The organism is uncultured Proteiniphilum sp. (assembly GCF_937873925.1).
In the GTDB taxonomy this organism is placed as follows: Bacteria; Bacteroidota; Bacteroidia; order Bacteroidales; family Dysgonomonadaceae; genus Proteiniphilum.
The window spans coordinates 33,421-59,968 of the sequence record NZ_CALNAT010000206.1 but is presented as its reverse complement, the minus strand read 5'-3'; the positions used below and the strand labels follow the sequence as shown (position 1 = coordinate 59,968).

Below are 26,548 nucleotides of genomic sequence, written 5' to 3'. Positions count from 1 at the left end.
ACGCTGGCAGGTCGTTCGACTTTGAACAGCAATTTACCACTTTTCTGAATAAATTATCGGATTATTTTAAAAACAGGGGGGAAAGCGCCAAGGAAGCGGAAGTACTGAAGGTGATCAATATGCTCCATTCCGTGAAAAGAGGGTTTGATCCTTCAAAAATGGAAAAGGTTACTTCAGGGAAGAGGGAGTTATGGTGGGGTTTTTCTTACATCGGAACAGAAAGCCTGGATTCGATGTTACAGGAAATTTATAAAAAGGAGATCTCGAGACTCGAAGAAGGGAAAGAAATCTTGTCTAATTTAATTTTAAACCTTTGTCAGCAGGGATTCTTAACAGATGAGAAACTGAATGATCTGGATTCCCTTCAGAAAATTGAGGTTTTCTGGAACTCCCTCCTATCGCAAAATGGGTCTATTTCCGTAATCAATAAAAAATTGCATACGAACTTAATCCCGGAAGATATTTACATGCTCCTCGAAGAAATTATTTCCCGAATTACCTCTCAATAAAACAAAATTATGTCCAAAAACAGATATATCGTTTTACTGAACGATCAAAATCAGTCATCGATCCAGAATGTGGAAAAAGAGTTTTCCGTAAGCATTACATCTTCGGAGAACCTCTCAAAAGAGAACAGGTCGTTTGATATTATCGATAATTATAATGCCGTTCTTTATAAAAATCTCGGAGCGGTAGTGGTCGATGATGTAGATGAACATCAGCTGACAAGGTCACTCATAGATAATAAGAGCCCGATTGTTTATTTTGAAAAGGAGAGGGATTTCTTTCCTGCGGATGAAATGGTGCTTATCGATGGTTTGAAGGTAGGGGTCGATCAGTTAAAAAATAAAATTCTGGAACTGGAGGACTTCATCCGGAAAAAACCTATCCCGCAGACATCCCTTACGGAGTTAGAGTGGGGATTAAAAGCTATTGGAATAGGGGAGACACAATTTTCAGGCAAAGGGGTTGACGTTTGTATCCTGGACACAGGTTTTGATGTATTGCATCCCGATTTCGCAGACAGGGAAATAGAGGGGAAATCTTTTATTGAAGGGGAGGATTGGAATAAAGACCCGAACGGTCATGGGACCCATTGTGCCGGTATTGCCTGCGGGAATGTAAGGAACGATACGGGTAAACGTTACGGCATTGCCAAAGATTGTAACCTGAAAATCGGGAAGGTGCTCTCCGATAGCGGAAAGGGGACGACCGGCAGTATCATTGACGCTATAGATTGGGCAATTACCAAAAAGTTCAGGATCATTTCCCTGTCCCTGGCCTCTCCTGTAAAATTGAATGAAAAGCCTTCCCTGCTTTTCGAGGTTGTCGGTAACAGAGCTCTGGAAAATAACTGTCTTATCATAGCTGCCGCCGGTAATGACAGCAAACGGCCTTCCCTGCCCGTTCCCGTCTCCGCACCTGCCAACTCGCTTTCCATTATGGCTGTAGCGGCAATAGACAATCAAATGAGGATTGCCAGATTTTCCAATGCCGGGATCAATGCAGGTACGGGTGGAAATATCAATGTTTGTGCGCCGGGTGTGGATATATTGAGTTCTTATTCCCGAAAGAACGGAAGCTTCGGCAATTATGTGCTGTTAAGCGGAACAAGCATGGCCACACCGCACGTTTCGGGTTTAGCGGCACTTTATATGGAACAGTTCCCCGAGGTAAGCGCCAAAGAGATCTGGGAGCTGCTGGAAAGCAGGGCAAAACCCATTGAAGGCTTGAAATACAGGGATATCGGCAAAGGGTTAATTCAGGCAATACATTGATATGGATATGACTACTTACTTTGGTGTTTTAAAAGACGGAATATCTTTCACCAAGATCAAAAAAAAATTATCAGACTCGGGAATAATAATACTCGATTATTATCCGAAGTTGAAAATCATAAAGTTTAAAACAGAGAAAAAGATATCCGGAACCAGTTTCGATTTTTTCGTTACCGTTGAAGAAGAAAAAAACGATTTCTTCATTCAATCGTAATACTCTGCTTTTGAACGATAAAGCCCCGCTGCTCTACCGGGGCTTTTATTAAACAGGGGGAGGAAAAGTTTATCCTCCCTGCAGTATCTTTATCGTATCCTTCGCGATGGTCAGTTCTTCATCGGTAGGGATGATCAGTACTTTCACTCTGGAGGAAGGTCTACTGATCACCACTTCTTTGGCGCGTACCGAAGCATTCAGTTCCTCATCCAACTCTATCCCCATGAATTCCATGTTTTTGCACACATCTTTTCGTGTGACGGCCTGATTTTCACCCACACCCCCTGTAAAGGCCAGGATATCTACGCCGCCCAAAACGGCAGCGTAGGACCCGATATATTTCTTGATACGGTAATTGTAGGTATCCATCGCCAGGGCAGCCCGTTTATTTCCCTCCCCGATAGCGGCATCGATCTCGCGCATGTCGGAAGAAATTCCGGAAATACCGAGTACGCCGGAGAATTTGTTCAGCAGGGTAGATATTCCCTTGGTACCCATATGTTCTTTTTCCATGATGTAGGAGATCACTCCGGGATCCACATCGCCCGACCGGGTCCCCATGATCAGCCCTTCCACGGGAGTCATCCCCATGCTGGTATCGATGGATTTCCCGTTTTTAATGGCAGCGACCGATCCGCCGTTACCGATATGAGCGGTGATGATGCGTTGCTCTTCGTAAGGAACACCCAGGAACTCGCATGCCCGCGCGGAGACGTAGCGATGACTGGTGCCGTGAAACCCGTACCGGCGGATACCGTATTTTTCGTACAACGAATAGGGGATCCCGTACATGTAGGCATAATCGGGCATAGTCTGATGGAAGGCGGTATCGAAGACGGCTACCTGTGGTGTATCGGGCATCAGTTCCTGGATCGCGTAAATACCTTTCAGGTTGGGGGGATTATGCAGCGGCGCCAGTTCGATACTTTGGTTGAGAATTTCGATCACCTCCTCGGTGATGAGTACGCTCGAATTAAAACGTTCACCGCCATGCACTACACGGTGTCCCACTGCCTCTATTTCGTCCAGCGATTTGATGCAGCCGTATTTTTCACTGAGCAGGACGCCCAGAATATATTCAATACCGGCACGATGTTCAAGGATCTCCCCTTCCAGCATTACTTTTTGTCCTGCGGGAAGTGTGAATTTAAGGAAAGATCCTTTCATCCCGATTTTTTCAACGCCTCCCTGGGCAATCACCTCTTTGCTTTCCATTTCGAAAAGCTTGTATTTGATGGATGAACTTCCGCAATTTAAGACCAGTATCTTCATCTTTTCTTTATTCCTTATTTCAAAATTATTCAGACTTTTATGTCTTGACTCCTGATTCTTGTGTCGGGATTCTAATTAAACAGTGTTTTGTTTGCTGAAACCGGGTTCCCGTCCTCATCATAAATATAGAACCCTTTTCCCGTACGTATACCCAACTGATTGGAGCGATACAGTTTCCACAAAATAGGATTGGGTTTGTAATGTTTCTCCCCGAAATCGTTGAACATAGCTTCCATGAGGGTTACAAGACGTTCTATGCCCACAATATCGGCTATGCGGAAAATACCGTAGCGTTGCCCGTAAATGATAGTAAAGGTCTCTTCAATATCTTCGATGGAACTAACCCCTTCCAACAGGATCTGGCAAGCCTCATTAAGCATAGCCACCAGCATGCGAAGACTCACGTTGCCATTGCTTTCGTTGATACGATGAGGCTTGTAGTTGATCAATTTAGCGAAGATCTCCATCTTGTGATAGACCTCCTCCGATGTATACATACCACTTACTATCTCCAGAATGCGGGCATCGGGATGCGACACCGGGAAATAGAGGCTTACGCAGCGCTCCTTGTGATCAAGATCGGCAGCCAGTTCGCTGATGATCACGGTAGATCCGTTGGAGGCGATAATGGCATCCTCCTCCAGTATCTCTTCCAGCCTTTTGAAGATATTCTTCCGCAGCGGCGTACTACGGCGGCCGCTTTCCGAATACCGCGTACACTCAATCACCAGGTCACAGCCTTTGAAATCTTCGTATAGGAGGGTGGGGGTGATACGGTTCATGATGATCTTCTTTTCCGATGGGGTCAATCCCCAACTGCTGATCTTCTGATCCATGATCTTTTCCAGCTCACCTACCACAAAATCGATCCGCTCCTGTGATTCATCCAGAAAAACTACTTCCATACCCGCTGTCGCAGCCATATTGATGATGGTTCGTCCCTCTTTTCCGGCACCTACCACGCCGATCTTTGAAAACAGCGGTTTATTCTTACTTTCGGTAGAGATAATAAGTCCGTACTTCTCAATAGGTTCTATAATTATTTCACTCATATATATTGGGCGACTATTTATTTTGTTTTAATCCGATAGCCTGATTGGCCGTGATGGTTACCATGTTGTAAATATCTTCTACCGAGCAGCCGCGTGAAAGGTCGTTCACCGGAGCCGCCATCCCCTGCAGTACCGGGCCTACGGCCTCTGCGTTCCCCAGCCGCTGTACCAACTTATAACCGATATTCCCCGCTTCGAGCGTAGGGAAAACCAGTACGTTGGCTTTTCCGGCGATGGGGCTTCCCGGCGCTTTGCTTGCTCCCACGGCAGGGACAAGGGCGGCATCTGCCTGCAGTTCACCATCTATCTGCAGTTCCGGGTCTATCTCTTTGGCGATGCGGGTCGCTTCGCGTACCTTGTCAATCATCTCGTGTTCGGCGCTCCCTTTGGTGGAGAAGCTAAGCATAGCCACACGGGGCTCCACTCCTGCCAGGCTTTTCATCGTCTGTGCCGAAGCGACCGCGATGGATGCCAGTTCTTCGGCAGTAGGGTTGGGCATTACGGCGCAATCGGCGAAAAGAAGCGTACCGTTTTCCCCATATTGCGGTGTTTGTGTGAACATGATGAATGCCCCTGACACGACCTTCACTCCGGGTGGGGTTTTGATGATCTGTAGTGCGGGACGGAGTACATCGCCCGTGGTGTTTGCCGCACCGGCGATCTCACCGTCGGCATCTCCGGCGCTGATCATCAGGCAGGCCAGATATAGCGGATCTTCCACTAACTGAGACGCCTGCTCGTAGGTCATCCCTTTCTTTTTGCGCAGTTCGGTGAGGAGGTGGGCATACACCTCTTTTTTCTCGTGCTCTTTCGGATCGATGATCCGTGCTTTTCCGATATGGAGGAGCCCCAGTTCTTGGGCAAGCTCCCGGATCTCTGTGGGCTCTCCCAGCAGGATGATTTCCGCCACGCCGTCACGAAGCAGTTGGTCGGCCGCCGTAAGAGTCCGCTTTTCGCTACCTTCAGGCAGTACGATACGTTGTTTGTCCGCTTTTGCCCTTTCGATTAAACTGTCAAGTAAGTTCATTATTCACTAAAGTTGGATGTTTGTTCTGGTTTTTTCAATTCCGATCGGGTTGCGATTTCAGAATATACAAATTTTTCCGCAAAAGTACGAAAAAAAGCGTACATGGAGTAGCAAAATGACAATGGTTTTGGTTATAAAAACTTCTATACTACCTTTGCTGTATGAAACGAGCAAAGAAGGAAGTAGCGGCCTATGCCGGTCTCACGCTGATGACCGTCATTATCGGTTTTTCTTTTATCTTTGTAAAGATAGCGTTGCGGCATACATCGGCCATCGACTTACTGGCGCATCGTTTTACGGCAGCAACTGTCGGTTTGTTCTTTTTTTATCTGTTTCGTCGGAAAGGATGGCCCGTTATTGACCGGAAAAGGATATTCCCTTTGCTTGCGTTATCCCTCTTTTATCCGTTGTTACTTTTTTCGATGCAGACAATCGGACTGCAATTCACCACCGCTTCCGAAGCAGGTATTTTATCGGCGACTGCCCCTATTTTCACGGTTATTCTGGCGTCCATATTCCTGAAAGAGAAAAGCTCGTTTTGGCAAATTATCTTTGTCCTGTTGTCGGTGGGTGGTGTTGTGTATATAATGTATAAGAACGGACTGGGAGAAATAAATAGCGAAACGCTGAAAGGTGATTTTTTCATCCTTCTCTCTGTGGTATCCATGGCTATCTATTTTGTATTAGGCAGGAAGGTTACACAGCAGTTCAACGCCATGGACATTACATTTTTCATGACCGTAACCGCCTGCATAGTATTTAACCTGATCGCTGTAACTGCCCATCTGAATTCGGGTACGCTGTCGCTTTACTTCGCCGCGTTTAATAACAGTGAGTTTTTGTGGACAATACTTTATCTGGGTGTTCTTTCCTCGTTCCTGACCTCATTCCTCACCAACAGCGCTTTAACAGTGATCCCGGCATCGCAGGTATCCATTTTCAATAATTTCAGTCCCGTGATCGCGGTTTTCAGCGGCATGCTGTTTTTGAATGAGACGCTTCATGTTTACCATATCATCGGCGGTATAATGGTCCTGGTCGGGATTATCGGTGTGAATGTGTTGAAAAAAGATGATGTGAATAAAAAAATATAACTTTGATCCATAAATGAAAGATCGTCCGAAAGTAAAAATCAATTTAACTACGACTGATAAAATAATCGAAATTATCGGTTGGACTGCTGTCGTCGGGATTTGGGTTTTGACATTAATGAATTATGAGAAATTGCCCGAACAAATTCCTATTCATTACAATGGTGCCGGAGAAGCGGATGGATTTGGGGACAGGAGTCACATTTTAACATTGCCAATTGTTTCGACCCTATTTTTTATCGGACTGACAATACTCAATAAATATCCCCGAATTTTTAATTATTTTACTCCTATTACGGAAGAAAATGCGTTTCGACAATACTCCAATGCAACTCGGATGATCAGACTTTTAAAATTATTATTTGTTGTAGTTTTCGGGCTTATTGTGTTCAGGACGATACAGCACGTAAATGAAACAGTAGACGGACTTGGAGTTTGGTTCCTACCTTTAACAATAGGGCTATTTTTTATTCCGGTAGCATATTATCTGATAAATTCAATAAGGCAGTAAATGAATAAATATCTTCTGACAATGGAATGGGAAATCAAAAAAAGAATATACTAAATGACAGGACTAGCTTTAGTTATAATCGCTGTTGTCTTAAGAGTAGTCTCTAACCCTTTGGCAAATGTCTATCAAAAGCAATTAACAACAAAAGGAAATAATCCATTAATAGTTAACTTTTTAACCTATTTCTTACTCTCCATATTTTGTTGCACTCTTCTATATTTTATAAAGATCCCCTCTCTTGGAAAAGATTTCTGGCTATACTCAATTTTAGGAGGAATTGCAGGCGCTGTTGGTAATGGTTTTCTTGTGAAAGCACTTCAAATGGGTGATTTATCGGTGCTTGGCCCTATCAATTCATACAAATCGGTTATTGGAATAATTGTCGGCATATTTTTGCTTTCAGAAATACCGAATATTTGGGGAATAACAGGAATAGCCCTTATTATTTATGGAAGTTACTATGTTTTAGATACAACTGATGAAAGATTCTCCTGGAAACTTTTGAAAAAGCCTGAAATTCAATTCAGAATTTGGGCAATGATACTTACGGCTATTGAAGCTGTTTTCATAAAGAAAGTAATTTTAGCATCTTCGACTATGTTGGCGTTTATGAGCTGGTGTATCTTCGGAGCTTTCTTTTCTTTTATTGTGCTGTTTCTCTATAAGATCAGACTTAAAACAGAATTCAGGAGAACACTTAAACCGAAGAATCTGAAGAAATTTTTACTCTTAATTGCTTGTATTGGAACAGCGCAATTTACTACAAATTACACTTTTGACCATATGGCTGTTGGCTACGCGCTGTCACTTTTTCAGCTTTCAATCATTGTAAGTGTTATTTTTGGATATAAGTTTTTTCAGGAAAAGGAGATCGGGAAAAAAATTATCGGCTCAATAATCATGGTAGTTGGTTCCGTCTTGATTATATTGCTTAAAAATTAAGAAGTTGTGTGCCACTTTGCATTTGTAAAATGCAGGGTGAAAAGTAGGATTGAAAATCTCGTTTTTTTATTGTCGACACTTTTCTATTACATTACGCAATTTTATATGAATTTGTGATAATCCATTTTTATCATGTATATTTGCGTAATAGAAAGAGCATCAGTTTAGTTCCGGTTCAAATTGAATGATTCGTCCAATTTCTCCCGCACTTCGCAAGTACTCCTTTATACACCATTTAAAACGACATAGAAAATGAAAAAACATTATTAGCGATTTTACTTCTTGTAGCAGGAAATACAGTATTTGGACAAATCAATATGGCAGACTCAACTGTGCAGGTTATTGGGTTATTTATAGTATTCAGACGACAACTATAGCATTAGATAATACCACAAATATTGAAGAAAGAATAATTGAGATAAACGAAAGGACTGGTTGATCTTCACAGGAAAATCAGACAGATTGGACAAGCGACTAAAGGATAAAAATAATGAATACCCAAAATGGCTATACCAACATCAAGAACAAAAGAAAAAGCAGAAATACGCATACACAGTGAGAAGTGTACCGGTTGCGGACAATGTGTACAGGTTTGTAAAGATTTCAGCCTTTATCTTGAAGATAATAAAGTAAAAATCAGCAATACTCCGGCATTTGGGTGTATTGGCTGCGGGCATTGTATGGCCATTTGTCCGGTGGGCGCAATTGAAATATCCGGCAGGGAATTATCCAGGGAGGATTTATTTGATTTACCGCCTGAAACGAGCGCCGCAAATTATGGACAATTACTTGCCTTATTCCGGAGAAGGAGAAGTATAAGGGAATTTCTTGACAAAGAAGTAGAACCTGAAATCGTTGAAAAAATACTTGATGCTGCGAGCACCTCTCCAATGGGGCTCCCCCCTTCTGATGTAAATGTCCTGATTCTTGACAGTAAAGAAAAAACAAGAAAGTTTGCCGTTGATTTTTGCGAATATCTCACCGGAATGAGATGGCTTGTTTCCAAATGGTTCTTAACGATAATGCGTCCGTTTTGGGGCAAAGCAAACGATGAAATGTTCGAAGGTTTTGTAAAACCACTTTTCGATATATACATTCATAATATCAGGGAAGGAGTTAACCTGGTCAACTACGATGCCCCTTTAGCCATGTATTTTTATGGTTCACCTTATACTGATCCTGCTGACCCGATTGTTGCTGCAACAACAGCAATGTATGCGGCAGAATCTTTAGGATTAGGGACCTGCATGCTGGGAGGAGTGCATCCTTTAATTCAAAGTGGCAAACAAGCAAAAAGGTTCAGGGAAAAGCATGGAATAAAATATGCCAGCAGGGAAGGAATATTTGTTGTTTTCGGATATCCGGGGGTGAAATATAGAAAAGGTATCAAAAGAACGTTTGCCTCAGCCTCGGTGATGAATTAAATTGGTGACATCGCAAAAGATTTTTTTATGCACATTCAACTTCATGCAACTTTGAACAACGGCATTAAAATGCCGATGCTTGGATTCGGAACCTTCAAGATACCCGACGGAAAGGTTGTCATACAGTCGGTTAGAAAAGCATTGGAATCGGGATACCGCCATGTTGATACGGCAGCTTACTACAAGAACGAAATTGGCGTGGGTGAAGGGATTCGCCAAAGCGGAGTTGGCCGAAGTGAAATTTTTCTCACCGACAAGGTGTGGGGTTCCGATTCAGGATATGAAAATACGCTCAAAGCCTTCGACATAAGTTTAAAACGGCTTGGAGTTGATTATCTTGACCTTTATCTTATTCATTGGCCTAATTATAAAAACAAAGAGACGTGGAAAGCCATGGAGAAATTATACCGTGAAAAGCGTGTTCGTGCTATTGGTGTATCCAACTTTCATATTCACCATTTGGACTTACTGCTTGCCGAATGCGAAATAAAACCGATGGTCAATCAAATTGAGTTTCATCCTCGATTATTACAGACTCCTCTGCTTGAATACTGTAAGAAACAGCAAATACAATACGAAGCATATAGTCCGTTAATGCAGGGAAAAATATTCAGTATTCCCTTGTTGGCAGAAATGGCAGAAAAATACGGACGCACAATTGCACAGATTGTTCTGCGTTGGAATATTCAAATGGGAGTAGTTACCATTCCAAAATCAACGCACCCCGAAAGGATTTTGGAGAATAAGAGAATCTTCGATTTTGAGATCAGCGAAGAAGACATGCAGGCTATCTGCGCACTTGATGAAGGACAAAGGGTTGGTCATGACCCTGATAGAAGGGTGAAGTAAACAAGTTGCAAGATATATGTCCCTGCGTACAGACGAACCGATTAATTTTTTAGGATAACATCAAGATGTGAAGGAGAATAAAATTTGCTAAATTTGACGTTGGCGGCAAAACAGGAATTATAAGTACAGAAAAACTATAGCAGCCAACACTCACTCGTTGGCGGTCATTGTAACAGACGACAAACATGCAATAAACGGACGGCAGAAATGAAACAAATAATTGTATTTTTTACTTTGACATCATGTAATGAAGAAAAATAGGAGCAGACAAAATGGGAACGGCAACAACAGATAAACTGACTTCTAGCAGTGGATATTCAGAAGTGAATGGTTTGAAAATGTATTATGAAATTTACGGACAAGGCAAACCGCTTGTTCTCATTCACGGTGGTGGTTCAACTATTCAGACAACTTTTGAAAAAGTCATTCCGTTATTCGCAAAAAACAGAAAAGTAATTGCTGTTGAATTGCAGGCTCACGGACGGACAAACGACAGAAACGCAGACTTATCATTTGAACAAGATGCGGACGACATTGTTACACTTCTCAAAAATTTAAATATTGACAAGGCCGACTTTTTTGGTTTCAGTAACGGGGGGACAACTACTTTACAAATTGCCATTCGTCACCCCGAAATAGTTGACAAAATCATTTTGGGATCTGCACTTACCAAACGCAACGGAGTTCCCGCATGGTTTTGGGATTTTATGAAACAAGCAAAATTGGAAAATATGCCCGAGCAACTGAAAGTTGCATACAAACAAGTTGCACCCGACATGAATGGTTTACAAATAATGCATGACAGAGATGCAAAAAGAATGGTAAACTTCAAAAATATTCCGGACGGGCAAATCGAATCCATTAAGGCACCCACACTAATCATAATAGGTGACAAAGACGTTATTACGCCTGAACACGCTATTGAATTGCACAGACAAATTGTCGGCTCCGAATTAGCAATAATTCCGGGCGGACACGGAGAATACATCGGAGAGATAACAACGTTGAAACCCGACTTTAAAGAAAGCGACCTTGTTGTACCAATGATTGAAAAGTTTCTTAACAAAAAAGGGGAGGGTATATAACAATAGTTACGGTAAATTGAGTGTATCAAAAACAACGACCTGATAACATCGTATTGGTTATACTAAATATAGTTTGGTTATAATGAGAAATTTATAAAGTGGAAAGGAGCAGTATATGAATAATATACCCATAATCAAATTGAAATCAATTGTACTTGATTGTCCCGATATTCAAGCTTTGTCTGATTTTTATATTCGGATGCTTGGATGGGAAAAGGATTTTGTAGAAGAAGGAGATTTTCTGGACATTCGTTCTCTGTCGGGCGGTGTTAAGATTGCCTTTCAAACCAACACAGACTACATTCCGCCTGTTTGGCCGGAACAGCCTGATGCACAGCAGCAGATGTTGCATATCGACTTTACGATACAAAGTAAGGAAGATATGGAACGTGCTGTGAACCACGCAATTTCATGTGGAGCAACGAAGGCGGACACCCAGTATTGTAATGAGTGGACGGTCATGATTGACCCTGTGGGGCATCCGTTTTGTTTTGTCGTTGGCTAATATTTATATTCACGTCACTATAGACCGATCTCCCTTACGTCGCCAAACTGTCAGCCCGTTATCAGCAGATAATAACGACTTTATAAAAATTAGTTCTACATATAAATATGGACAACTATAATTACAAAATTCGAAATATAAAAGAAAATGATTTAGATGAAGTTGCCCATCTTTACACTCTATTTTGGAATGGCAAAATGAACCTTTCCAAGATGAAGCAAAAATTTTCGGAGATTTCAAAAAATCCAAACTATATATTTTTATGTGCGGAAGAAAGTGGAAAAGTCATAGGAACAATTCAAGGAGTAATTTGTGAAGAACTCTATGGAGAATGTACCCCTTTTTTAGTAATGGAAAATTTTGTGGTTGCTGAAAATTCTCGAGGAAAAGGTGTTGGTCGGGAATTATTAAGTGAACTTGAAAAAATTGGCAAAGAAAAAAATTGTTCACAAATAATATTTATCACTGAAACCGATAGAAAGGAAACCGTCGGGTTTTACGAAAGAGTTGGGTTTAATTCCACCTCACATAAAGGATTTAAGAAATCATTGAAATAAATACTACCAACAATCAGATGCTTAGTCTCAACTGCCGGACATTAAGTGTGGGCAAACGAAACAAACACAAAATCAGTTTTAACAATGAAAAAATATGCAGAGGACGATTATGATTTGGCTAAATATGCTGATGTAGGAGACGAATTACCCATTTGGTCTGCCCCATTTGGATTAAAATTACTTGATTATATTGATTATAAACTCAATATTTCGGCTGTTGATATTGGTTTTGGAACAGGTTTCCCACTTACCGAAATAGCGATGCGACTGGGGAATAGTTCCATCGTTTACGGAATAGACCCTTGGAAAGAAGCTGTTGAGCGGACAAAGAAAAAATTGGAAATATTTGGCATCGATAATGTAACCATTATTGATGGAGTAGCAGAGTCAATACCATTAAAAGACAACTCTATAGATCTCATAACCAGTAATAATGGGACGAATAATGTGAATGACATAGATCAAGTATTTCGTGAATGTGCCAGAATCATAAAGAAAAAAGGCCAATTCGTTCAAACGATGAACTTAGATACAAGTATGTTTGAGTTCTATGATACATTGAAAAAAACTCTTGCCGAACTCGGCTTACAAAAAGAGATAGAATCTGTCAATCAGCACATTTCTCAAAAACGTCCCGATGTTAAAACTATAACATATAAACTACAGGAGAATGGTTTTAGAATAAAAGATTTGGAATACGATCAATTTAATTATTTGTTTTCAGATGGAACAGCTATGTTGAATCATTATTTTATACGAATTGCATTTATGGGGTCATGGAGAAAACTTTTACCAGTTGAGTCAGTCGAAAAGATTTTTGATATTATTGAAGAAAAATTGAATCAACAAGCCCAATTATTGGGAAAACTGAAATTGAGTATTCCGTTTGTATTGATAAACGCAACAAAAGAATGAATTAATGTAATTAAAGGTTCGTAATCAATTCTTTATTTATCAATATGTTATAGGTGCGTAAATTGAAGGGGAGTTTTATTTGAGAAATTTAATACAGAACAAGATATGACAATTGAAGTTGAACGGACAAATTCTGAAAATGAAGATTTTCGTAAGTTAGTTTCTGAATTGGAGGATCATTTGACATGTGCAGACGAAAAAGCTCATTCTGAATGCAAACAATACAATAAGCTTGAATCCATAAAACACGTAATTGTTGTATATATTGACAAAAAAGCTATCGGTTGTGGTGCAATACGAAAATATGACCACGATACAATCGAAATAAAAAGAATGTTCGTATCCCATAATACACGGAAAGAAGGAGTTGGAACTAAAATATTGATAGAATTAGAAACCTGGGCAAAAGAGTTAGGATATAAAAAAAGCATTTTGGAAACAGGGACTATGTTGCCTGAAGCTATAGGACTCTATAAAAAGAACAATTACATTCAAATTCCCAATTACGGACAATATGAAGGTATGGAAAAAAGCCTTTGTTTTGCCAAAAGGCTATATTAAAGGAAAGGAACATTCGAATTCATAAATAATACACCGTTATAGGCAAGCGGGATACGAAAACTCAACAAAACAGGTTTATAAATATGAAGGAAATTCAATACAAAACAACTAAAAACTTCTCGGAAAATGAATTAAAAGACTTATTTCTTTCGGTGAATTGGTCTTCGGGCAATTATCCTGATAAGTTGGTAATTGCAATGGAAAACTCTTCTTCTGTTTTCACAGCTTGGGATGGAGAAAGATTAGTAGGACTTATTAATGTGTTAGATGACGGAATTATGACAGCCTACGTGCATTATTTATTGATAAACCCTGAATTTCAAGGGAAAGGAATTGGAAAAAGTTTAGTAAACTATGTCAAAAACAAATATAAGGATTATCTAAGAATTGTATTAATTGCTTATGAGAAAGAAATGCCATTTTATAAAAATATGGGGTTTGAAATCGGAGATGAAAAAGTACCGATGTTTATAACTTCACTATGGACATAGGTAAATTTTGACAACGAGTTAAAATCCAATATATATAATCCAGATCATTGGTAGATATATTATCAAAACTCTAATCCTATAATCGAATGGAAGAAAATAACAGACTGAATTTAACTGCAATAAAAGCAACACCGAAGATTGGAAATGAACATCTGACTTTTAACGAAAAAAGTGTCGGATATTCGCTTCTCGAATTTTGGCAATGGAGCGTTTCTGATATTTTAAGTAATGCTACAAGAGGACGTTTTGCCGAATTCATTGTTGGAACTGCTGTTGAAATGAATCCCAAAAGACTACGAGACGAATGGGATGCCTTTGACATAAAAACAGACAATGGTATAAAAATCGAAATCAAGTCTGCATCTTACATCCAAAGTTGGAATCAAAAAAACTTTTCAGCAATTTCATTCTCAATTAGAAAGGTTAGATATTGGGATCCAAATGCCGGAATGTCAGGAGATGAAGCAAAAAGGCATGCTGATTTATATGTTTTCTGCCTGTTGAAAATAAGAGATCAAAAAATGATTGACCCACTGAAATTGGAACAATGGGAATTTTATGTTTTACCGACTTACAAATTGGACAATTACACGAGAAGCCAAACTTCGATTACACTAAATTCTTTGCAAAAATTAACTGAAAGCGTAAATTATGACGAGTTGAAATCAATAATCGAAAAATGTTACGCTGAAGAATGCGAATATCAAAAAAAGGTTTACTAATATCGTATTTGCATAGGCGGGATGACGTTCATAATGGAAATTTCCTGCTCAAAGTCCTTTTTCTCAGACTTACTTTCACGGGACAAAAGCTGACCTGAAAATTGGCGACTTGATTGAAGCAGGTATTAACTCAAACTATGGACGAAATAATAAAGCGAAATATATCTATCTGACAGCAACTTTGGATGCTGCTGTTTGGGGCGCTGAACTTGCATTGGGTGAAGGACGGGAAAGAGTTTATTTAGTAGAACCAACAGGAGCAATCGAGGACGACCCTAACTTGACTGACAAAAAATTTCCCGGTAATCCAACAATGTCTTACCGTTCAAAACATCCGTCTAAGGTTGTGGGAGAAGTTACCAAATGGCAAGGACATTCGCCGGAACAAGTCAAAGCAATGAAAGAAGGGTTAGCAAAGCTTGCAGAACAAGGTATTGAAGCAATTGAGGACTAAGTAATAATAAAAGAACAATGCGAACATTGACGATATATATAGCAACAAGTCTGGATGGATACATTGCCAAGCCCAATGACGACCTTAGTTTTTTGAAAGTAGTAGAAAAAGAGGGTGAAGATTATGGTTATAAGGAATTTACCAAAACTATTGACACCATAATTCTTGGCAGAAGAACTTACGATTGGGTTCTTAAAGAAATTGGCCCTTCTTACTATGATAACGGAGAAAGAAATGTGTATGTTATTACGAGAACAGAAAGGCCGAATGTGGGAAGAACAATATTCTATACAAAAAACCTAACTGAATTAGTACAACAACTAAAAGCAGAAAACGGAAAGAATATTTATTGTGACGGTGGAGCGGAAATAATAAATGAACTTTTGAAAAATGACTTGATAGACGAGTTTATTATTTCAATTATCCCTATATTGGTTGGTAACGGGATACGACTTTTCAAAGAGGGAAGACCCGAACAACAACTTGAACTTGTAAGTGTAAAAACCTACGACACGGGGCTAACGCAACTGCATTACAAGCGGAAAAAATAATAGATAATACACTAATAGAGGGGTAACGAACCGCCAATAGACTGATAAAAATGGACTTCACCATATGACGACACCCAAAAACATAAAAACGAAGCCTGTTGACAAAACCAATTGGAGTGACTTTGAAAATCTTTTCAGATCAAAAGGTGCTCCCGGCTATTGTTGGTACATGACTTGACAAATGACCAAAGACGAACTAATTTATGATGATTGTTGATACAATTGAAATACGACCCATAAAATTGGACGAATGGCTTCCTGACAGATGTTTAAATGGAGCAGAGCCATTTGACCCAAATTCTCATTTGCCTGAAACGGGTTGCCCGAGCCTGAATTACTTCAAAAGAAATAACAGAGAAGCTTTAGAGAAATTGTATAAGCTGACAATCAACACATATGGAGGATGTGGATTTGTAGCCTGGGATAAAGATAAAATTGTTGCCTACCATAACTTTTTCCCGCAGGAGATAGCAAGCCAAATTAAGTTTTATGGCTATGGCTTTGATTCCGTCCTAACTAACAAAACGTTGATTCATAATTGCCTTACCATAGTAAAGGGAGATTATTTACACAAAGGAATATCAAGCCGGTTAGTAAAAGAATCAATAGCTTGGGCCAAAACAAACGGTTGGAAAAGATTTGAAGTACATTCTGTTTTACCTGATTGTGAAAAGGGGTGGCAATCAGACCAGAAAAGTTGTTTATCTTTTTGGGAGCGATTTGGATTCAGGGTATTCAAGGAATATGATGCGGATAATGATACAAGAAAGCATTACGGTGTAACAAAAAAATATTCAATATATTTACAACTTATTGAATAATAAACAACAAAACTATGATACAGAAAGGATTTCTGACAAAAAACAGAAAACGAGCATTAAAGGATACTCGTTATGTTTCAATTGCGAGCCAATCAATACTATACTTGGGTGTAGTAATTTTGATTTCAGCTTTAATTTATATGATTGCTAATTTAGCTAGAGCAGATGCGATAATTAGCATATGGCTTCCATTTATGATTGCAGGAGTATTCCTGGTATTTATGAGTCAAATGATTAAATGGAAATATTTGAGAGTTCAAAGATAAAAGCAACTGTGGCCAACAGCACGAACTGTTAGTGACCATTGTAACAGACGACATCCGACAACAAAGACAAGAGATAAAATTCTAAGGAGAAAAGAAAATGGCAGAAATAAAAATTCCGACGGTAGAATGTCAAATGATGATAAGGAAACCTGTTTCGACAGTTTTTCAGGCATTCATTGACCCGGCAATAACCACCAAATTTTGGTTTACCAAATCGAGCGGACAACTTGAAACAGGTAAAACAATTATTTGGGAATGGGAGATGTATGGTGTATCTGACAACATAAAAGTAAAAGAAATTATACCCAATCAAAAAGTAACAATTGAATGGGACAATCCTGCCACAACGGTTGATTTTGAGTTTACAGCATTGACAGTAGAAACGACCTATGTGATAATCAGGAATTATGGTTTTAGCCAAAAAGGTGATGATTTAATTGAAGTGATCAAGAACAATACAGGTGGTTTTACAACTGTATTGGACGGACTGAAAGATTATTTAGAGTTTGGAATTGAACTGAATTTGGTAAAAGACAAATTTCCGGAAATTTCCTGCTAAAATTAGTGATTAAATTTATCCCATATCAAAGATATACTAATGAGAAATGTATAATGAGGAAAGGAGCAGTATATGAATAGTATATCTACAATCAAATTGAAATCAATCGTACTTGATTGTCCCCGATATTCAAGCTTTGTCTGATTTTTATATCCGGATGCTTGGATGGAAAAAGGATTTTGTTTTTGCTACCCGATGGCCTCTGAAGCTTTCTCCATTTTCTTTCTGATCTCTTCCGTGCAGAGGTTGCCGATGCTGCCGGCATGGGTATGGTGCACTTCCTTCGGGGCATGAAAAGAACCTGCCTGTACTTCTTTTCCTACCTGCTGATAGGCTTCCCTGAAGGGGATGCCCTGCAATACACGGTTGTTTACCTCTTCTACGGTGAAAAGATACTCATACCGTGGATCGGTGAGGATATCCCCGTTTACCGAGATATGTTCCAGCATAAAGCGGGTCATTTGTAAAAGCCTGTGCAGGGTTTCCAGCGCGGGAAAGAGCACTTCCTTCAACAACTGGTAGTCGCGATGATAGCCGTGCGGCATATTGGTGGTCATCAGCGCGATTTCATTGGGCAGGCTCTGCAGGCGGTTGCTGTGTCCCCGGATCAGTTCCCACACATCGGGATTTTTTTTGTGCGGCATAATGCTTGATCCCGTGGTCAGTTCGTCGGGATAGGAGATAAATCCATAGTTTCCTGAAAGGTATATGCAGTTATCCGCAGCCAGCTTATTGAGTGTGGAAGCAATATTCGACATGCTCTGCGCGAGAATCCGTTCGGTCTTGCCGCGTCCCATTTGTGCGGCGACTACGTTGTAACTCATGCTAGTGAAGCCCAGTTCGCGGGTGGTCATCTCCCGGTCTAACGGAAAAGAACTGCCATAACCGGCTGCAGAGCCCAGCGGATTCTGATCGGCTACCTGCCATGCTGCTGAAAGCGTGTACATATCGTCCACCAGCGCTTCGGCATAAGCGCCGAACCACAAACCGAAAGAAGAGGGCATCGCGACCTGTCCATGCGTGTAACCGGGCAGCAGTACCTCTTTATGCTGTTCGCTGAGTGATTGCAGCAGGTTGAATAGTTCTATTACTTCCTCTTTGAACTGCATTATTTCCTCTTTGAGATAAAGCTTGATATCGACCAGCACCTGATCGTTGCGGGAGCGTCCCGAATGGATCTTTTTGCCCATTTCCCCCAGTCTCTCCGTCAGCATCGCTTCCACCTGCGAGTGGATGTCTTCGGCATCGTCGTCGAGCCTGAAATTCCCCCGTTCCACCTCTGACAGGATATTTTGTAGTTCGGTTCGCAGCGCTTTTTCCTCTTCCGCCTCCAGAAGGCCGATCTTCACCAGCATTTTGATATGCGCCATCGATCCCAGGATATCATGTTTTGCCAGACGCAGGTCGAGTTCGCGGTCGTTCCCTACGGTAAAATCTTCTACTCTCTGGTTGGCATCAAAGCCTTTATCCCATATTTTTGCCATATCCCGTTTCTTTTTTTATCGCTTATTCAAGCCGTTATTTCCTTTTCCGTACAGAGTGCAAATTTACATTTTTTTTCGAGGAACTGAAAACTGTATTAGCTGTTTCATACTGTAATAGCTATTTCCTTCAATCCGGAACGTCGCTGCGAATTTTCTGCGAAATCGCGCTTGAGCATTATAATTACTGCTTCATTAAATTTTCTATAAGATGGATATATCCTTCGATTCCCTGTTTCAGTTCCTCTATCCACACGAACTCATCGGGACGATGGGAGCGAGCCGATTCTCCCGGCCCCATCTTCAGGGCCGGGCAGGTGATCCGCATCCAGTCCGATGTGGTGGGTGAAGTGTAGGTCTCAATGGCGAGTTGTTGTACGCACTGCATCAACAGGTGATCGACCGGTGTGGCGGAACTCCTGTTGGTCAGCGAACGGGCTTTCAGTTCGCTTTTCACTTTCGGTTGCAGTATTTCCATGATCTCGCTGTTGGTGTACATCTCCGTCGGGCGGATATCCACTACAAAACCGCACCGCTCCGGTACTACATTGTGTTGTGTGCCGGCATTGATCTGTGTGACGGTCAGTTTTACCTCTCCCATGGCAGGCGATATTTTGTCGAACTTTACCGACCTCAGCGTGGAAATATCTTCCAACGCGATATAGAGTGCGTTCACCCCTTCGTCCCGGGCTGCATGCCCGCTAATCCCTTCGCCGTCGATTACAAGTAAGCCTCTTTCGGCTACGGCCGCTCTCATGCCGGTAGGCTCTCCGACAACAGCCATATCCACCTCGCCGGAGAGTTTTTGCCAAAGCAATGACATCCCGTTGGGCCCGGAATTCTCTTCCTCTGCGGATAGTGCCAGTAAGAGATTGACAGGTAATTCTTTTTCATAGAAATACAAGAATGTTTGCAAGAGGGTGACTACACTGGCTCCCGCGTCATTACTACCCAGCCCGTAAACGTGCGAGTCGGAGTGGGGTGGAGTGAACGGGTCGAAGGTATATCCTGTATTCGGACGAACAGTATCGAGATGAGAGTTCAGCATCAGTGTCGGTTTCGATGCATCGTGATGGGGTTGACGAACAATCAGGTTATTACCGATACGCTCTGTGGAGATTCCTTTTGTATTGAAATATGCTGTTAGAAAATCACTCCTCGGATGCTCCTCACCCGAAAATGATTGAATAGAAACCAGTTTCCTCAACAGTTCAACCGCGTTTTGTATATAATTATCCATAAGGAATTAACAATTACAAATTACAAATTACAAATTACAAATTGGAGCTCTCTATAAGTCTGGAATCAAGACTTTTTGTAAACTAAAAACTAAAGATGGAATCTATTTCCCATTTCTACTTTCTGGGTTTTAAATTTCAAATCATCCCCATCAATAAATCATCCCATTATCATATCAGCACACTAACCTAACACTGTTCCTTTTCCGGATAATAAGTTCTTCGCGTGCAAAACCACCACTTCCGACACGCCATTCTCTATCGCCCTGAAAGAGTTATCCAATTTTGGGATCATACCGTCGACGATGATGCCCTGTTGTTTGTATGCCTCATATTCTTCCCGGATCATTGTGGGTATCAAGCTGTCCGGATCGTTCATATCTCTCAATACCCCTTCTTTCTCGAAGCAGTAGTAGATTGTAACGAGGTATTTTTCCGATAGTGCCGTTGCTACGGTATAGGCAATGGTATCGGCATTGGTGTTCAGTAACGAACCGTTGCCGTCGTGGGTGATAGCACAAAACACAGGGGTAATTCCACTCTCTATCAATTGTGATATGAAGCCGGTGTTCGTTTTATTCGGGTCAGGGTCGCCTGCAAAACCAAAATCGATCGGCACGGGAGAGCGCCGAATCGCCGGAATGGTGTTGGCGTCCGCCCCTGAGAGGCCGATGGCGTTGCATCCCGTTTTTTGCAGTAATGCTACTATGTTTTTGTTGCCCCATCCTGCATACACCATGGTGACCAGTTTCAGTGTTTCCTCGTCGGTGATACGGCGGCCATGCAGCATCTTGGTTTCAATGCCGAGTTGTTCCGCCATCTTCGAGGCCATCACCCCCCCGCCGTGTACCAGTAATTTGCGCCCTTCCAGTTGATGGAAGTCGTTCAGGAATGATTCCAGCGCCTGCGGGTTATCCACTATATTTCCCCCGATCTTAACGATTGAAAGGGTTGTTTTTTTATCCTCCGTCATATTTGATCAATAGTTATTCGGTTGTTATTCAAATTTACTTCGTAAATTTAGATGAGCAAACCGCCTTTTCACCTTGCCACTTCCCCACCTTACAATCCCAGCAATATCTCTTTCAAAACCACCTGTGCCGAAACCACACGGTTGGCTGCTTCGGGGATCACGATCGATTGCGGACTGTCGATCACCTCATCACTCACGATCATGTTGCGGCGTACCGGCAGGCAGTGCATGAAATGAGCGTTATTGGTCAGCGCCATCTTTTCACTGTCCACCGTCCATGCACGGTCGGTATTTAAAATCTTCCCATAGTTCGGGTCCTGATATGCCGCCCAATTCTTCGCGTAGATAAAATCGGCATCCCTGTAGGCTTTTTCCTTGTCGTATTCCACTCTGGCATTGCCGACAAACTTTTCGTCCAACTCATATCCTTCGGGATGGGTGATCACGAACTCATAACCGGCGGCGTTCATCCATTCGGCGAACGAGTTGGGAACCGCCTGCGGTAACGCACGCGGGTGAGGCGCCCAGGTAAGTACTACTTTCGGCTTTTCTATTTTTTTGTGCTCTTCAATCGTGATCAGATCGGCAAAACTCTGTAAGGGATGGCGCGTAGCCGCCTCCATACTAAAGACCGGTTTGCCGGAATAGCGGATAAACTGATTCAGGATGACTTCATTATAATCAGAAGCCTTGTCTTCGAACTGTGCGAAAGAGCGCACACCGATCACGTCGCAGTAAGATCCCATCACCGGGATTGCTTCTAAGATGTGTTCCGGTTTGTCGCCATCCATAATGACCCCTTTTTCAGTCTCTAACTTCCAGGCGCCTTGATTGATGTCGAGTACGATCACATTCATCCCGAGGTTCAGTCCCGCTTTCTGGGTACTCAGGCGGGTACGCAGGCTCGAATTGAAAAAGATCATCAACAAGGTTTTGTTCTTACCCAGTTCCTGGTCGGCAAATGGGTTCTCTTTGACCTGCCTGGCCTTTTCGAGTGCATTTTTCAGGTCACCGATGTCATGCACGGAGGTGAAGTTTCTCATATCAATTTATTTTTAAGTTCAGTGATAAAAATATCGATTTCTGATTTCGATATCGAAAGTGGCGGTAACAGACGCATGACATTGTTTTTTGCCCCGCCGGTAAAGATACGGCTTTCAAAGAGAAGCCGGTTACGAACGGCCGCAAATTCCGGAAGAAACTCGATGCCGAGCATCAATCCCCGGCCACGGATCTCCCTGATACCGGCTATTTCCGACAACTCCCGTAGCAGATAATTACCCATATCTTCCGCATTTTTCACCAGCGACTCCTCTTTTAATATATCGAGCACTGCGATAGCTGCCGCACAAGCCAGGTGATTACCTCCGAAGGTAGTACCGAGCATCCCTTTTTTGGCTTCGAACCGGGGAGAGATCAGTAGTCCACTGATCGGAAAGCCGTTACCCATCCCTTTTGCCATCGTGATCAGGTCGGGCTGTATCCCGGCCGGTTGATGGGCGAAAAACTGCCCGCTGCGGCCATAACCCGATTGTATCTCGTCGAGAATTAGTATTACATCGTTATTTTTACAGAGGAATGCCAGTTGCTGCAAAAACAAAGGTTCCGGGGTAAAAATACCGGCTACACCCAGGATACCCTCGATAATGACCGCAGCTACATCACCCTTCCGGATCTCGGTCCCCACTCCCTCTATGTCGTTGAGTGGCACGAAAATAACCTCATGTCCTTTGTTGAAAGGGGCTTGAATAGCCGGATTCTCCGTAACGGCAACCGCACCTGAGGTACGTCCGTGGAATGCCCCGTTGAAAGCGATCACACGCTTTTTCCCGGTGTGGAACGATGCCAGTTTCAACGCGTTCTCATTGGCTTCGGCGCCGGAATTACAGAGAAAAAGCGAATAGTCGGGATAGCCGGACTGTTCTCCCAGTTTATCGGCCAGTTCCTGCTGTAATGAGTTCTGTACCGAGTTGGAGTAGAAACCGATCTTCTCCACCTGATCCTGTATTGCCTTTACATAACGGGGGTGGGAGTGCCCGATAGAGATCACGGCATGTCCGCCATAGAGGTCGAGGTATTCCGTCCCCTTACTGTCCCATACACGGCAACCCTGAGCCTGTACAGGCTCAATATCCCACAAACTATATACGTCAAATAGGTTCATTTTATTAAACTAAAAACTAAAAGTGAAAATCATTGAATCACATTATTCACATTAGCACATTGACTCATCGGCTCATTAGCCCATTAGCATATTGGTACATTAAAACGCGCTTCCTTTCAACTTTAACCCGGTCGTTTCGTCCAGCCCGAACATCAGGTTCATATTCTGCACTGCCTGTCCCGATGCTCCTTTTACCAGATTATCGGTAACGGAGGTAATGTAGATATAGCCGTTATGGAACTCGATATGCAATAGCCCTTTGTTGGTGTTTACCACCTCTTTCATGCTGACGGGTTGTTTGGAAACAAACACGAACGGAGATGACCGGTAATACTCTTCGTAGATATCGACTACGGCCGATTCGGACATGGCTCCCTCCCATTTTGTATATATACTGGCGAAGATACCGCGTGTGAAATCACCCCGCATCGGTACGAAGTTGATCTGCGGCAGATCGTCGTTACCCGCACTGATGAGTGTATTCCTGATCTCTTCCAGATGCTGGTGTGTGAAAGGCTTGTATACTGAGATGTTGTTGTCGCGATAGCTGAAATGAGTGGTCTCGGCCGGTTTCTTCCCCGCACCCGTGGAACCTGTGATGGCGTGCACATGTATTTCGTCCGTCAGCAGTTTTTTTGCCGCCAGCGGCAGCAACGCCAGCATGATGGTAGTAGCAAAGCAGCCGGGATTGGCCACGTTGTTTGTCCCACGGATCTGTTCGCGGTTCTGCTCGCACAATCCGAACACAAAATTCCTGCCGTTGAACGCCAGGTCATTACGGAAATCATTTCCCAGATCGATGATCTTGCATGATGCGGGGATATCGTTCTCTTCCAGAAAAGTCCGCGATAACCCATGTCCCAGACAAAGGAATATTACATCGGGTCGACGGAAAGTGTCGCTAAAGACCAGATCCGTTTCGCCCAGCAGGTCACGGTGCATTTCCGCCACGGGCATCCCCACGGAGGTGGTGCTGATGACCGATTCTATGTTGACTTCAGGGTGGCGGAGCAGGATACGAAGCAGTTCGCCCGCCGTATAACCGGTTCCGCCCGCTATGCTTACGTTAATCATTGTCGTGAATGGTATAATAAATCTTCAATGGGTTGGCGATCACTTTTGTGAATCCTACCACATCCTGTCCGGAGAAAGATTTGTTGGTTTCCCCGTATTCTCCGAACCGGGAGTTCATCAGATCGTATTCGCTGGAGCATCCCAATACCGCGAAATGGTAGGGTCGCAGTTCTATTTGCACTTCACCGGTGACAAACCGCTGGGTGTCGTCGAGGAAAGTCTCAATATTGCGCATCACCGGTTCAAGGTATTGCGCCTCGTGCATCAGTTGCCCGTACCAGTTGGAGAGTTGGTCTTTCCAGTAGAGCTGCTGTTTGGTCAGCACATGTTTCTCCAGCAGATGGTGTGCTTTTACGATGATCAGCGGAGCAGGCGCCTCAAAGGCTACGCGTCCCTTGGTGCCGATGATGGTGTCACCCACATGCACATCGCGACCGATACCGTATTTCGAGGCTATCCGGTGCAACGTGTGGATCAGTGTGACGGGTGCCATTTTTTCGCCGTTCAGCGAAACCGGTTCGCCTTTTTCAAATCCCAGGGTGATACGTTCCGCACCCCGGTCGGTCACCTGCGACGGATAGGCCTCTTCGGGTAGGACTCCCGATGATTTCAGCGTCTCCACTCCTCCCACGCTGGTTCCCCAGATCCCCTGGTTGATGGAATATTTCGACTTTTCCCACGAAAAGTCGAACCCTTTCGCTTTCAGGTAATCGATCTCCTGCTGACGGGAGAGGCTTAACTCACGGATAGGAGCGAGGATCTCCACTTCCGGCGCCAGCACTTCAAAAACAAGATCGAACCTTACCTGGTCGTTTCCCGCTCCGGTGCTTCCGTGCGCCACGAAATCGGCTCCCACCTTCTTGACATGAGCCAGCACTGCCATCGCCTGGAAGAAACGTTCGGAGCTGACCGACAACGGATAAGTGTTATTCTTTAATATATTCCCGAAGATCAGGTATCTGATGCCCCTGGTGTAATAATCTTCCACTGCATCTATGCAGGTGTGTGTAGCGGCACCCAATTTTATAGCCCGCTCTTCAATCGATTTTGCCTCTTCGTGGGAAAACCCGCCGGTATTTACAATTACGGTGTGTACTTCCAGGTTTTTCTCATTGATCAGCCAGGGTACGCAGAACGAAGTATCGAGGCCGCCGCTGAATGCTAATACTGCTTTTTTCTTCATTTCTTATGTAATTTATTGTTTTTCTTTACTTTAATGACTGGTTTTACCACCTTTTTGGCAAAAGGGCTGGCATGTTGTACCGGTTGGACTTTGGGGTCGTAAAGCAACCCTGTGCAAAGGCACATTTTGTAGTTATTGCGTTGCAGGATGTCGAAATTCCTGCATCCCTGGCATCCTTTCCAGAACTCCTCGTCATCGGTCAGCTCTGAAAAAGTGACAGGTCTGAATCCCAGTTCCGTATTCATTTTCATCACTGCCAACCCCGTGGTGATGCTGAATATTTTGGCATTCGGATAGAGTTTGCGGGAGAGGTCGAAAATTTTACGTTTGATCTTTTTGGCCAATCCCTGATTGCGGTAATCAGGGTGTACCACCAGTCCCGAGTTGGCCACAAACCGTTTGTGACTGAAAGTTTCAATATAAGCAAAACCCACAAGCTTGTCGCCGTCGAGGGCGATCACCGCTTTGCCTGCCTCGATCTTTTCAGCAATATATTCGGCACTACGCCTTGCAATGCCCGTACCGCGTGCTTGCGCCGACTCGTAAATCAGATCGCAGATCTCCTGCGCATAACCTACGTAACCGCTGTTGGCTATATGAATAATTACATTCATCCTAAAACAATAAAAAAGTTAGATATTTGTCTGTAGAGTGTTGCCCGAAGGCGAAATAAGATAAAAAGGAAGGGGTGCGGGAATCGGAATTCCCGTGTGGATCAAAAGCATCGTCGGACTAAGCCTGTTGCTTTACGGTAGGGGATATGGGAAGAATATATTCTCATCGGACTG

The 26,548-nt window shown here is 42.7% G+C and carries 29 protein-coding genes and 1 pseudogene; 19 read left to right on the top strand and 11 right to left on the bottom strand.

What is annotated here, in order from left to right; all coding sequences use genetic code 11:
• Together Q0502_RS14210 and Q0502_RS14205 are read left to right on the top strand one after the other, a co-directional pair.
• On the top strand, window positions 1-509 hold a 509-nt coding region (locus tag Q0502_RS14210), incomplete at its 5' end, for a hypothetical protein (protein WP_298651989.1).
• A 9-nt stretch (window positions 510-518) separates the two neighbouring features.
• Window positions 519-1,778, top strand: a complete 1,260-nt coding sequence (locus Q0502_RS14205) for a S8 family serine peptidase (RefSeq protein ID WP_298651986.1) — start codon at window positions 519-521, stop codon at window positions 1,776-1,778.
• A gap of 283 nt (window positions 1,779-2,061) precedes the next feature.
• Here the strand turns inward: Q0502_RS14205 and Q0502_RS14200 are convergent, their stop codons facing one another.
• The 3 genes from Q0502_RS14200 to pta all read right to left on the bottom strand — a co-directional run bounded on the left by Q0502_RS14200 (window position 2,062) and on the right by pta (window position 5,343).
• On the bottom strand, window positions 2,062-3,264 hold the full coding sequence (locus Q0502_RS14200; protein ID WP_298651983.1) for an acetate kinase: 1,203 nt from the start codon (window positions 3,262-3,264) through the stop codon (window positions 2,062-2,064).
• A 71-nt stretch (window positions 3,265-3,335) separates the two neighbouring features.
• On the bottom strand, window positions 3,336-4,316 hold the full coding sequence (locus Q0502_RS14195; RefSeq protein WP_298651980.1) for a 3-hydroxyacyl-CoA dehydrogenase family protein: 981 nt from the start codon (window positions 4,314-4,316) through the stop codon (window positions 3,336-3,338).
• A 13-nt stretch (window positions 4,317-4,329) separates the two neighbouring features.
• Window positions 4,330-5,343 (bottom strand): phosphate acetyltransferase, encoded by a 1,014-nt coding sequence (pta, locus tag Q0502_RS14190; RefSeq protein WP_298651977.1) that lies wholly within the window; start codon window positions 5,341-5,343, stop codon window positions 4,330-4,332.
• A 161-nt stretch (window positions 5,344-5,504) separates the two neighbouring features.
• Between pta and Q0502_RS14185 the strand changes: the two genes are divergently transcribed.
• From Q0502_RS14185 to Q0502_RS14105, 17 genes and pseudogenes are all read left to right on the top strand, one after another.
• Entirely contained in the window at window positions 5,505-6,437 is a 933-nt protein-coding gene (locus tag Q0502_RS14185; RefSeq protein ID WP_298651974.1) for a DMT family transporter, read from the top strand.
• A gap of 13 nt (window positions 6,438-6,450) precedes the next feature.
• The gene (locus Q0502_RS14180) at window positions 6,451-6,945 is read left to right on the top strand and encodes a DUF1648 domain-containing protein (protein ID WP_298651971.1); all 495 of its coding nucleotides are present in this window, start codon (window positions 6,451-6,453) and stop codon (window positions 6,943-6,945) included.
• Window positions 6,946-6,999: 54 nt separating this feature from the next.
• Complete coding sequence (locus Q0502_RS14175) at window positions 7,000-7,887, top strand: GRP family sugar transporter (protein ID WP_298651969.1); 888 nt, start codon at window positions 7,000-7,002, stop codon at window positions 7,885-7,887.
• Window positions 7,888-8,390: 503 nt separating this feature from the next.
• Window positions 8,391-9,311, top strand: a complete 921-nt coding sequence (locus tag Q0502_RS14170; protein ID WP_298651967.1) for a nitroreductase family protein — start codon at window positions 8,391-8,393, stop codon at window positions 9,309-9,311.
• A gap of 27 nt (window positions 9,312-9,338) precedes the next feature.
• Entirely contained in the window at window positions 9,339-10,160 is an 822-nt protein-coding gene (locus Q0502_RS14165) for an aldo/keto reductase (protein ID WP_298651965.1), read from the top strand.
• 272 nt (window positions 10,161-10,432) lie between these two features.
• Window positions 10,433-11,245: an alpha/beta hydrolase gene (locus Q0502_RS14160; RefSeq protein WP_298651962.1), complete on the top strand. Its 813-nt coding sequence runs from the start codon at window positions 10,433-10,435 to the stop codon at window positions 11,243-11,245.
• Between the two features lie 115 nt (window positions 11,246-11,360).
• Complete coding sequence (locus Q0502_RS14155) at window positions 11,361-11,750, top strand: VOC family protein (RefSeq protein WP_298651959.1); 390 nt, start codon at window positions 11,361-11,363, stop codon at window positions 11,748-11,750.
• A 107-nt stretch (window positions 11,751-11,857) separates the two neighbouring features.
• Window positions 11,858-12,307 carry a GNAT family N-acetyltransferase gene (locus Q0502_RS14150; protein ID WP_298651956.1) on the top strand — a complete coding sequence of 150 codons (450 nt, stop codon included), beginning with the start codon at window positions 11,858-11,860 and terminating at the stop codon, window positions 12,305-12,307.
• 84 nt (window positions 12,308-12,391) lie between these two features.
• Entirely contained in the window at window positions 12,392-13,222 is an 831-nt protein-coding gene (locus Q0502_RS14145) for a class I SAM-dependent methyltransferase (protein WP_298651954.1), read from the top strand.
• A gap of 105 nt (window positions 13,223-13,327) precedes the next feature.
• The gene (locus tag Q0502_RS14140; RefSeq protein ID WP_298651951.1) at window positions 13,328-13,783 is read left to right on the top strand and encodes a GNAT family N-acetyltransferase; all 456 of its coding nucleotides are present in this window, start codon (window positions 13,328-13,330) and stop codon (window positions 13,781-13,783) included.
• Between the two features lie 83 nt (window positions 13,784-13,866).
• Window positions 13,867-14,274 carry a GNAT family N-acetyltransferase gene (locus tag Q0502_RS14135; protein ID WP_298651948.1) on the top strand — a complete coding sequence of 136 codons (408 nt, stop codon included), beginning with the start codon at window positions 13,867-13,869 and terminating at the stop codon, window positions 14,272-14,274.
• A gap of 86 nt (window positions 14,275-14,360) precedes the next feature.
• Entirely contained in the window at window positions 14,361-14,996 is a 636-nt protein-coding gene (locus tag Q0502_RS14130) for a hypothetical protein (protein WP_298651945.1), read from the top strand.
• Between the two features lie 70 nt (window positions 14,997-15,066).
• Window positions 15,067-15,450, top strand: a pseudogene (gene arr / locus Q0502_RS14125) (NAD(+)--rifampin ADP-ribosyltransferase); the annotation flags it as partial.
• A 17-nt stretch (window positions 15,451-15,467) separates the two neighbouring features.
• Window positions 15,468-16,001: a dihydrofolate reductase family protein gene (locus Q0502_RS14120; RefSeq protein WP_298651942.1), complete on the top strand. Its 534-nt coding sequence runs from the start codon at window positions 15,468-15,470 to the stop codon at window positions 15,999-16,001.
• Between the two features lie 203 nt (window positions 16,002-16,204).
• On the top strand, window positions 16,205-16,822 hold the full coding sequence (locus Q0502_RS14115; RefSeq protein ID WP_298651939.1) for a GNAT family N-acetyltransferase: 618 nt from the start codon (window positions 16,205-16,207) through the stop codon (window positions 16,820-16,822).
• A gap of 14 nt (window positions 16,823-16,836) precedes the next feature.
• Entirely contained in the window at window positions 16,837-17,088 is a 252-nt protein-coding gene (locus Q0502_RS14110) for a hypothetical protein (RefSeq protein ID WP_298651936.1), read from the top strand.
• Between the two features lie 97 nt (window positions 17,089-17,185).
• Complete coding sequence (locus Q0502_RS14105; RefSeq protein ID WP_298651934.1) at window positions 17,186-17,647, top strand: SRPBCC family protein; 462 nt, start codon at window positions 17,186-17,188, stop codon at window positions 17,645-17,647.
• 188 nt (window positions 17,648-17,835) lie between these two features.
• On the opposite strand, the gene argH is transcribed toward Q0502_RS14105, so the two are convergent.
• The 8 genes from argH to Q0502_RS14065 all read right to left on the bottom strand — a co-directional run bounded on the left by argH (window position 17,836) and on the right by Q0502_RS14065 (window position 26,374).
• A complete protein-coding gene (gene argH, locus Q0502_RS14100) occupies window positions 17,836-19,131 on the bottom strand; it encodes an argininosuccinate lyase (protein WP_298651931.1) in 1,296 nt (431 codons plus the stop codon).
• Between the two features lie 181 nt (window positions 19,132-19,312).
• Window positions 19,313-20,368: a M20/M25/M40 family metallo-hydrolase gene (locus Q0502_RS14095; protein ID WP_298651929.1), complete on the bottom strand. Its 1,056-nt coding sequence runs from the start codon at window positions 20,366-20,368 to the stop codon at window positions 19,313-19,315.
• A gap of 182 nt (window positions 20,369-20,550) precedes the next feature.
• Window positions 20,551-21,339, bottom strand: coding sequence for an acetylglutamate kinase (gene argB / locus Q0502_RS14090; protein WP_298651926.1), 789 nt, complete (start codon window positions 21,337-21,339; stop codon window positions 20,551-20,553).
• Window positions 21,340-21,428: 89 nt separating this feature from the next.
• Entirely contained in the window at window positions 21,429-22,382 is a 954-nt protein-coding gene (locus Q0502_RS14085; RefSeq protein ID WP_298651923.1) for an N-acetylornithine carbamoyltransferase, read from the bottom strand.
• Window positions 22,379-23,503, bottom strand: a complete 1,125-nt coding sequence (locus Q0502_RS14080) for an aminotransferase class III-fold pyridoxal phosphate-dependent enzyme (protein ID WP_298651919.1) — start codon at window positions 23,501-23,503, stop codon at window positions 22,379-22,381. Before Q0502_RS14080 ends, Q0502_RS14085 begins: the two co-directional genes overlap by 4 nt.
• Window positions 23,504-23,602: 99 nt before the next feature.
• A complete protein-coding gene (gene argC / locus Q0502_RS14075; RefSeq protein ID WP_298651916.1) occupies window positions 23,603-24,577 on the bottom strand; it encodes an N-acetyl-gamma-glutamyl-phosphate reductase in 975 nt (324 codons plus the stop codon).
• The gene (gene argG / locus Q0502_RS14070; protein WP_298651913.1) at window positions 24,570-25,760 is read right to left on the bottom strand and encodes an argininosuccinate synthase; all 1,191 of its coding nucleotides are present in this window, start codon (window positions 25,758-25,760) and stop codon (window positions 24,570-24,572) included. Before argG ends, argC begins: the two co-directional genes overlap by 8 nt.
• A complete protein-coding gene (locus Q0502_RS14065; protein WP_298651910.1) occupies window positions 25,757-26,374 on the bottom strand; it encodes a GNAT family N-acetyltransferase in 618 nt (205 codons plus the stop codon). The genes argG and Q0502_RS14065 overlap by 4 nt, the downstream gene beginning before the upstream one ends.
• Between the last annotated feature and the right edge of the window lie 174 nt (window positions 26,375-26,548).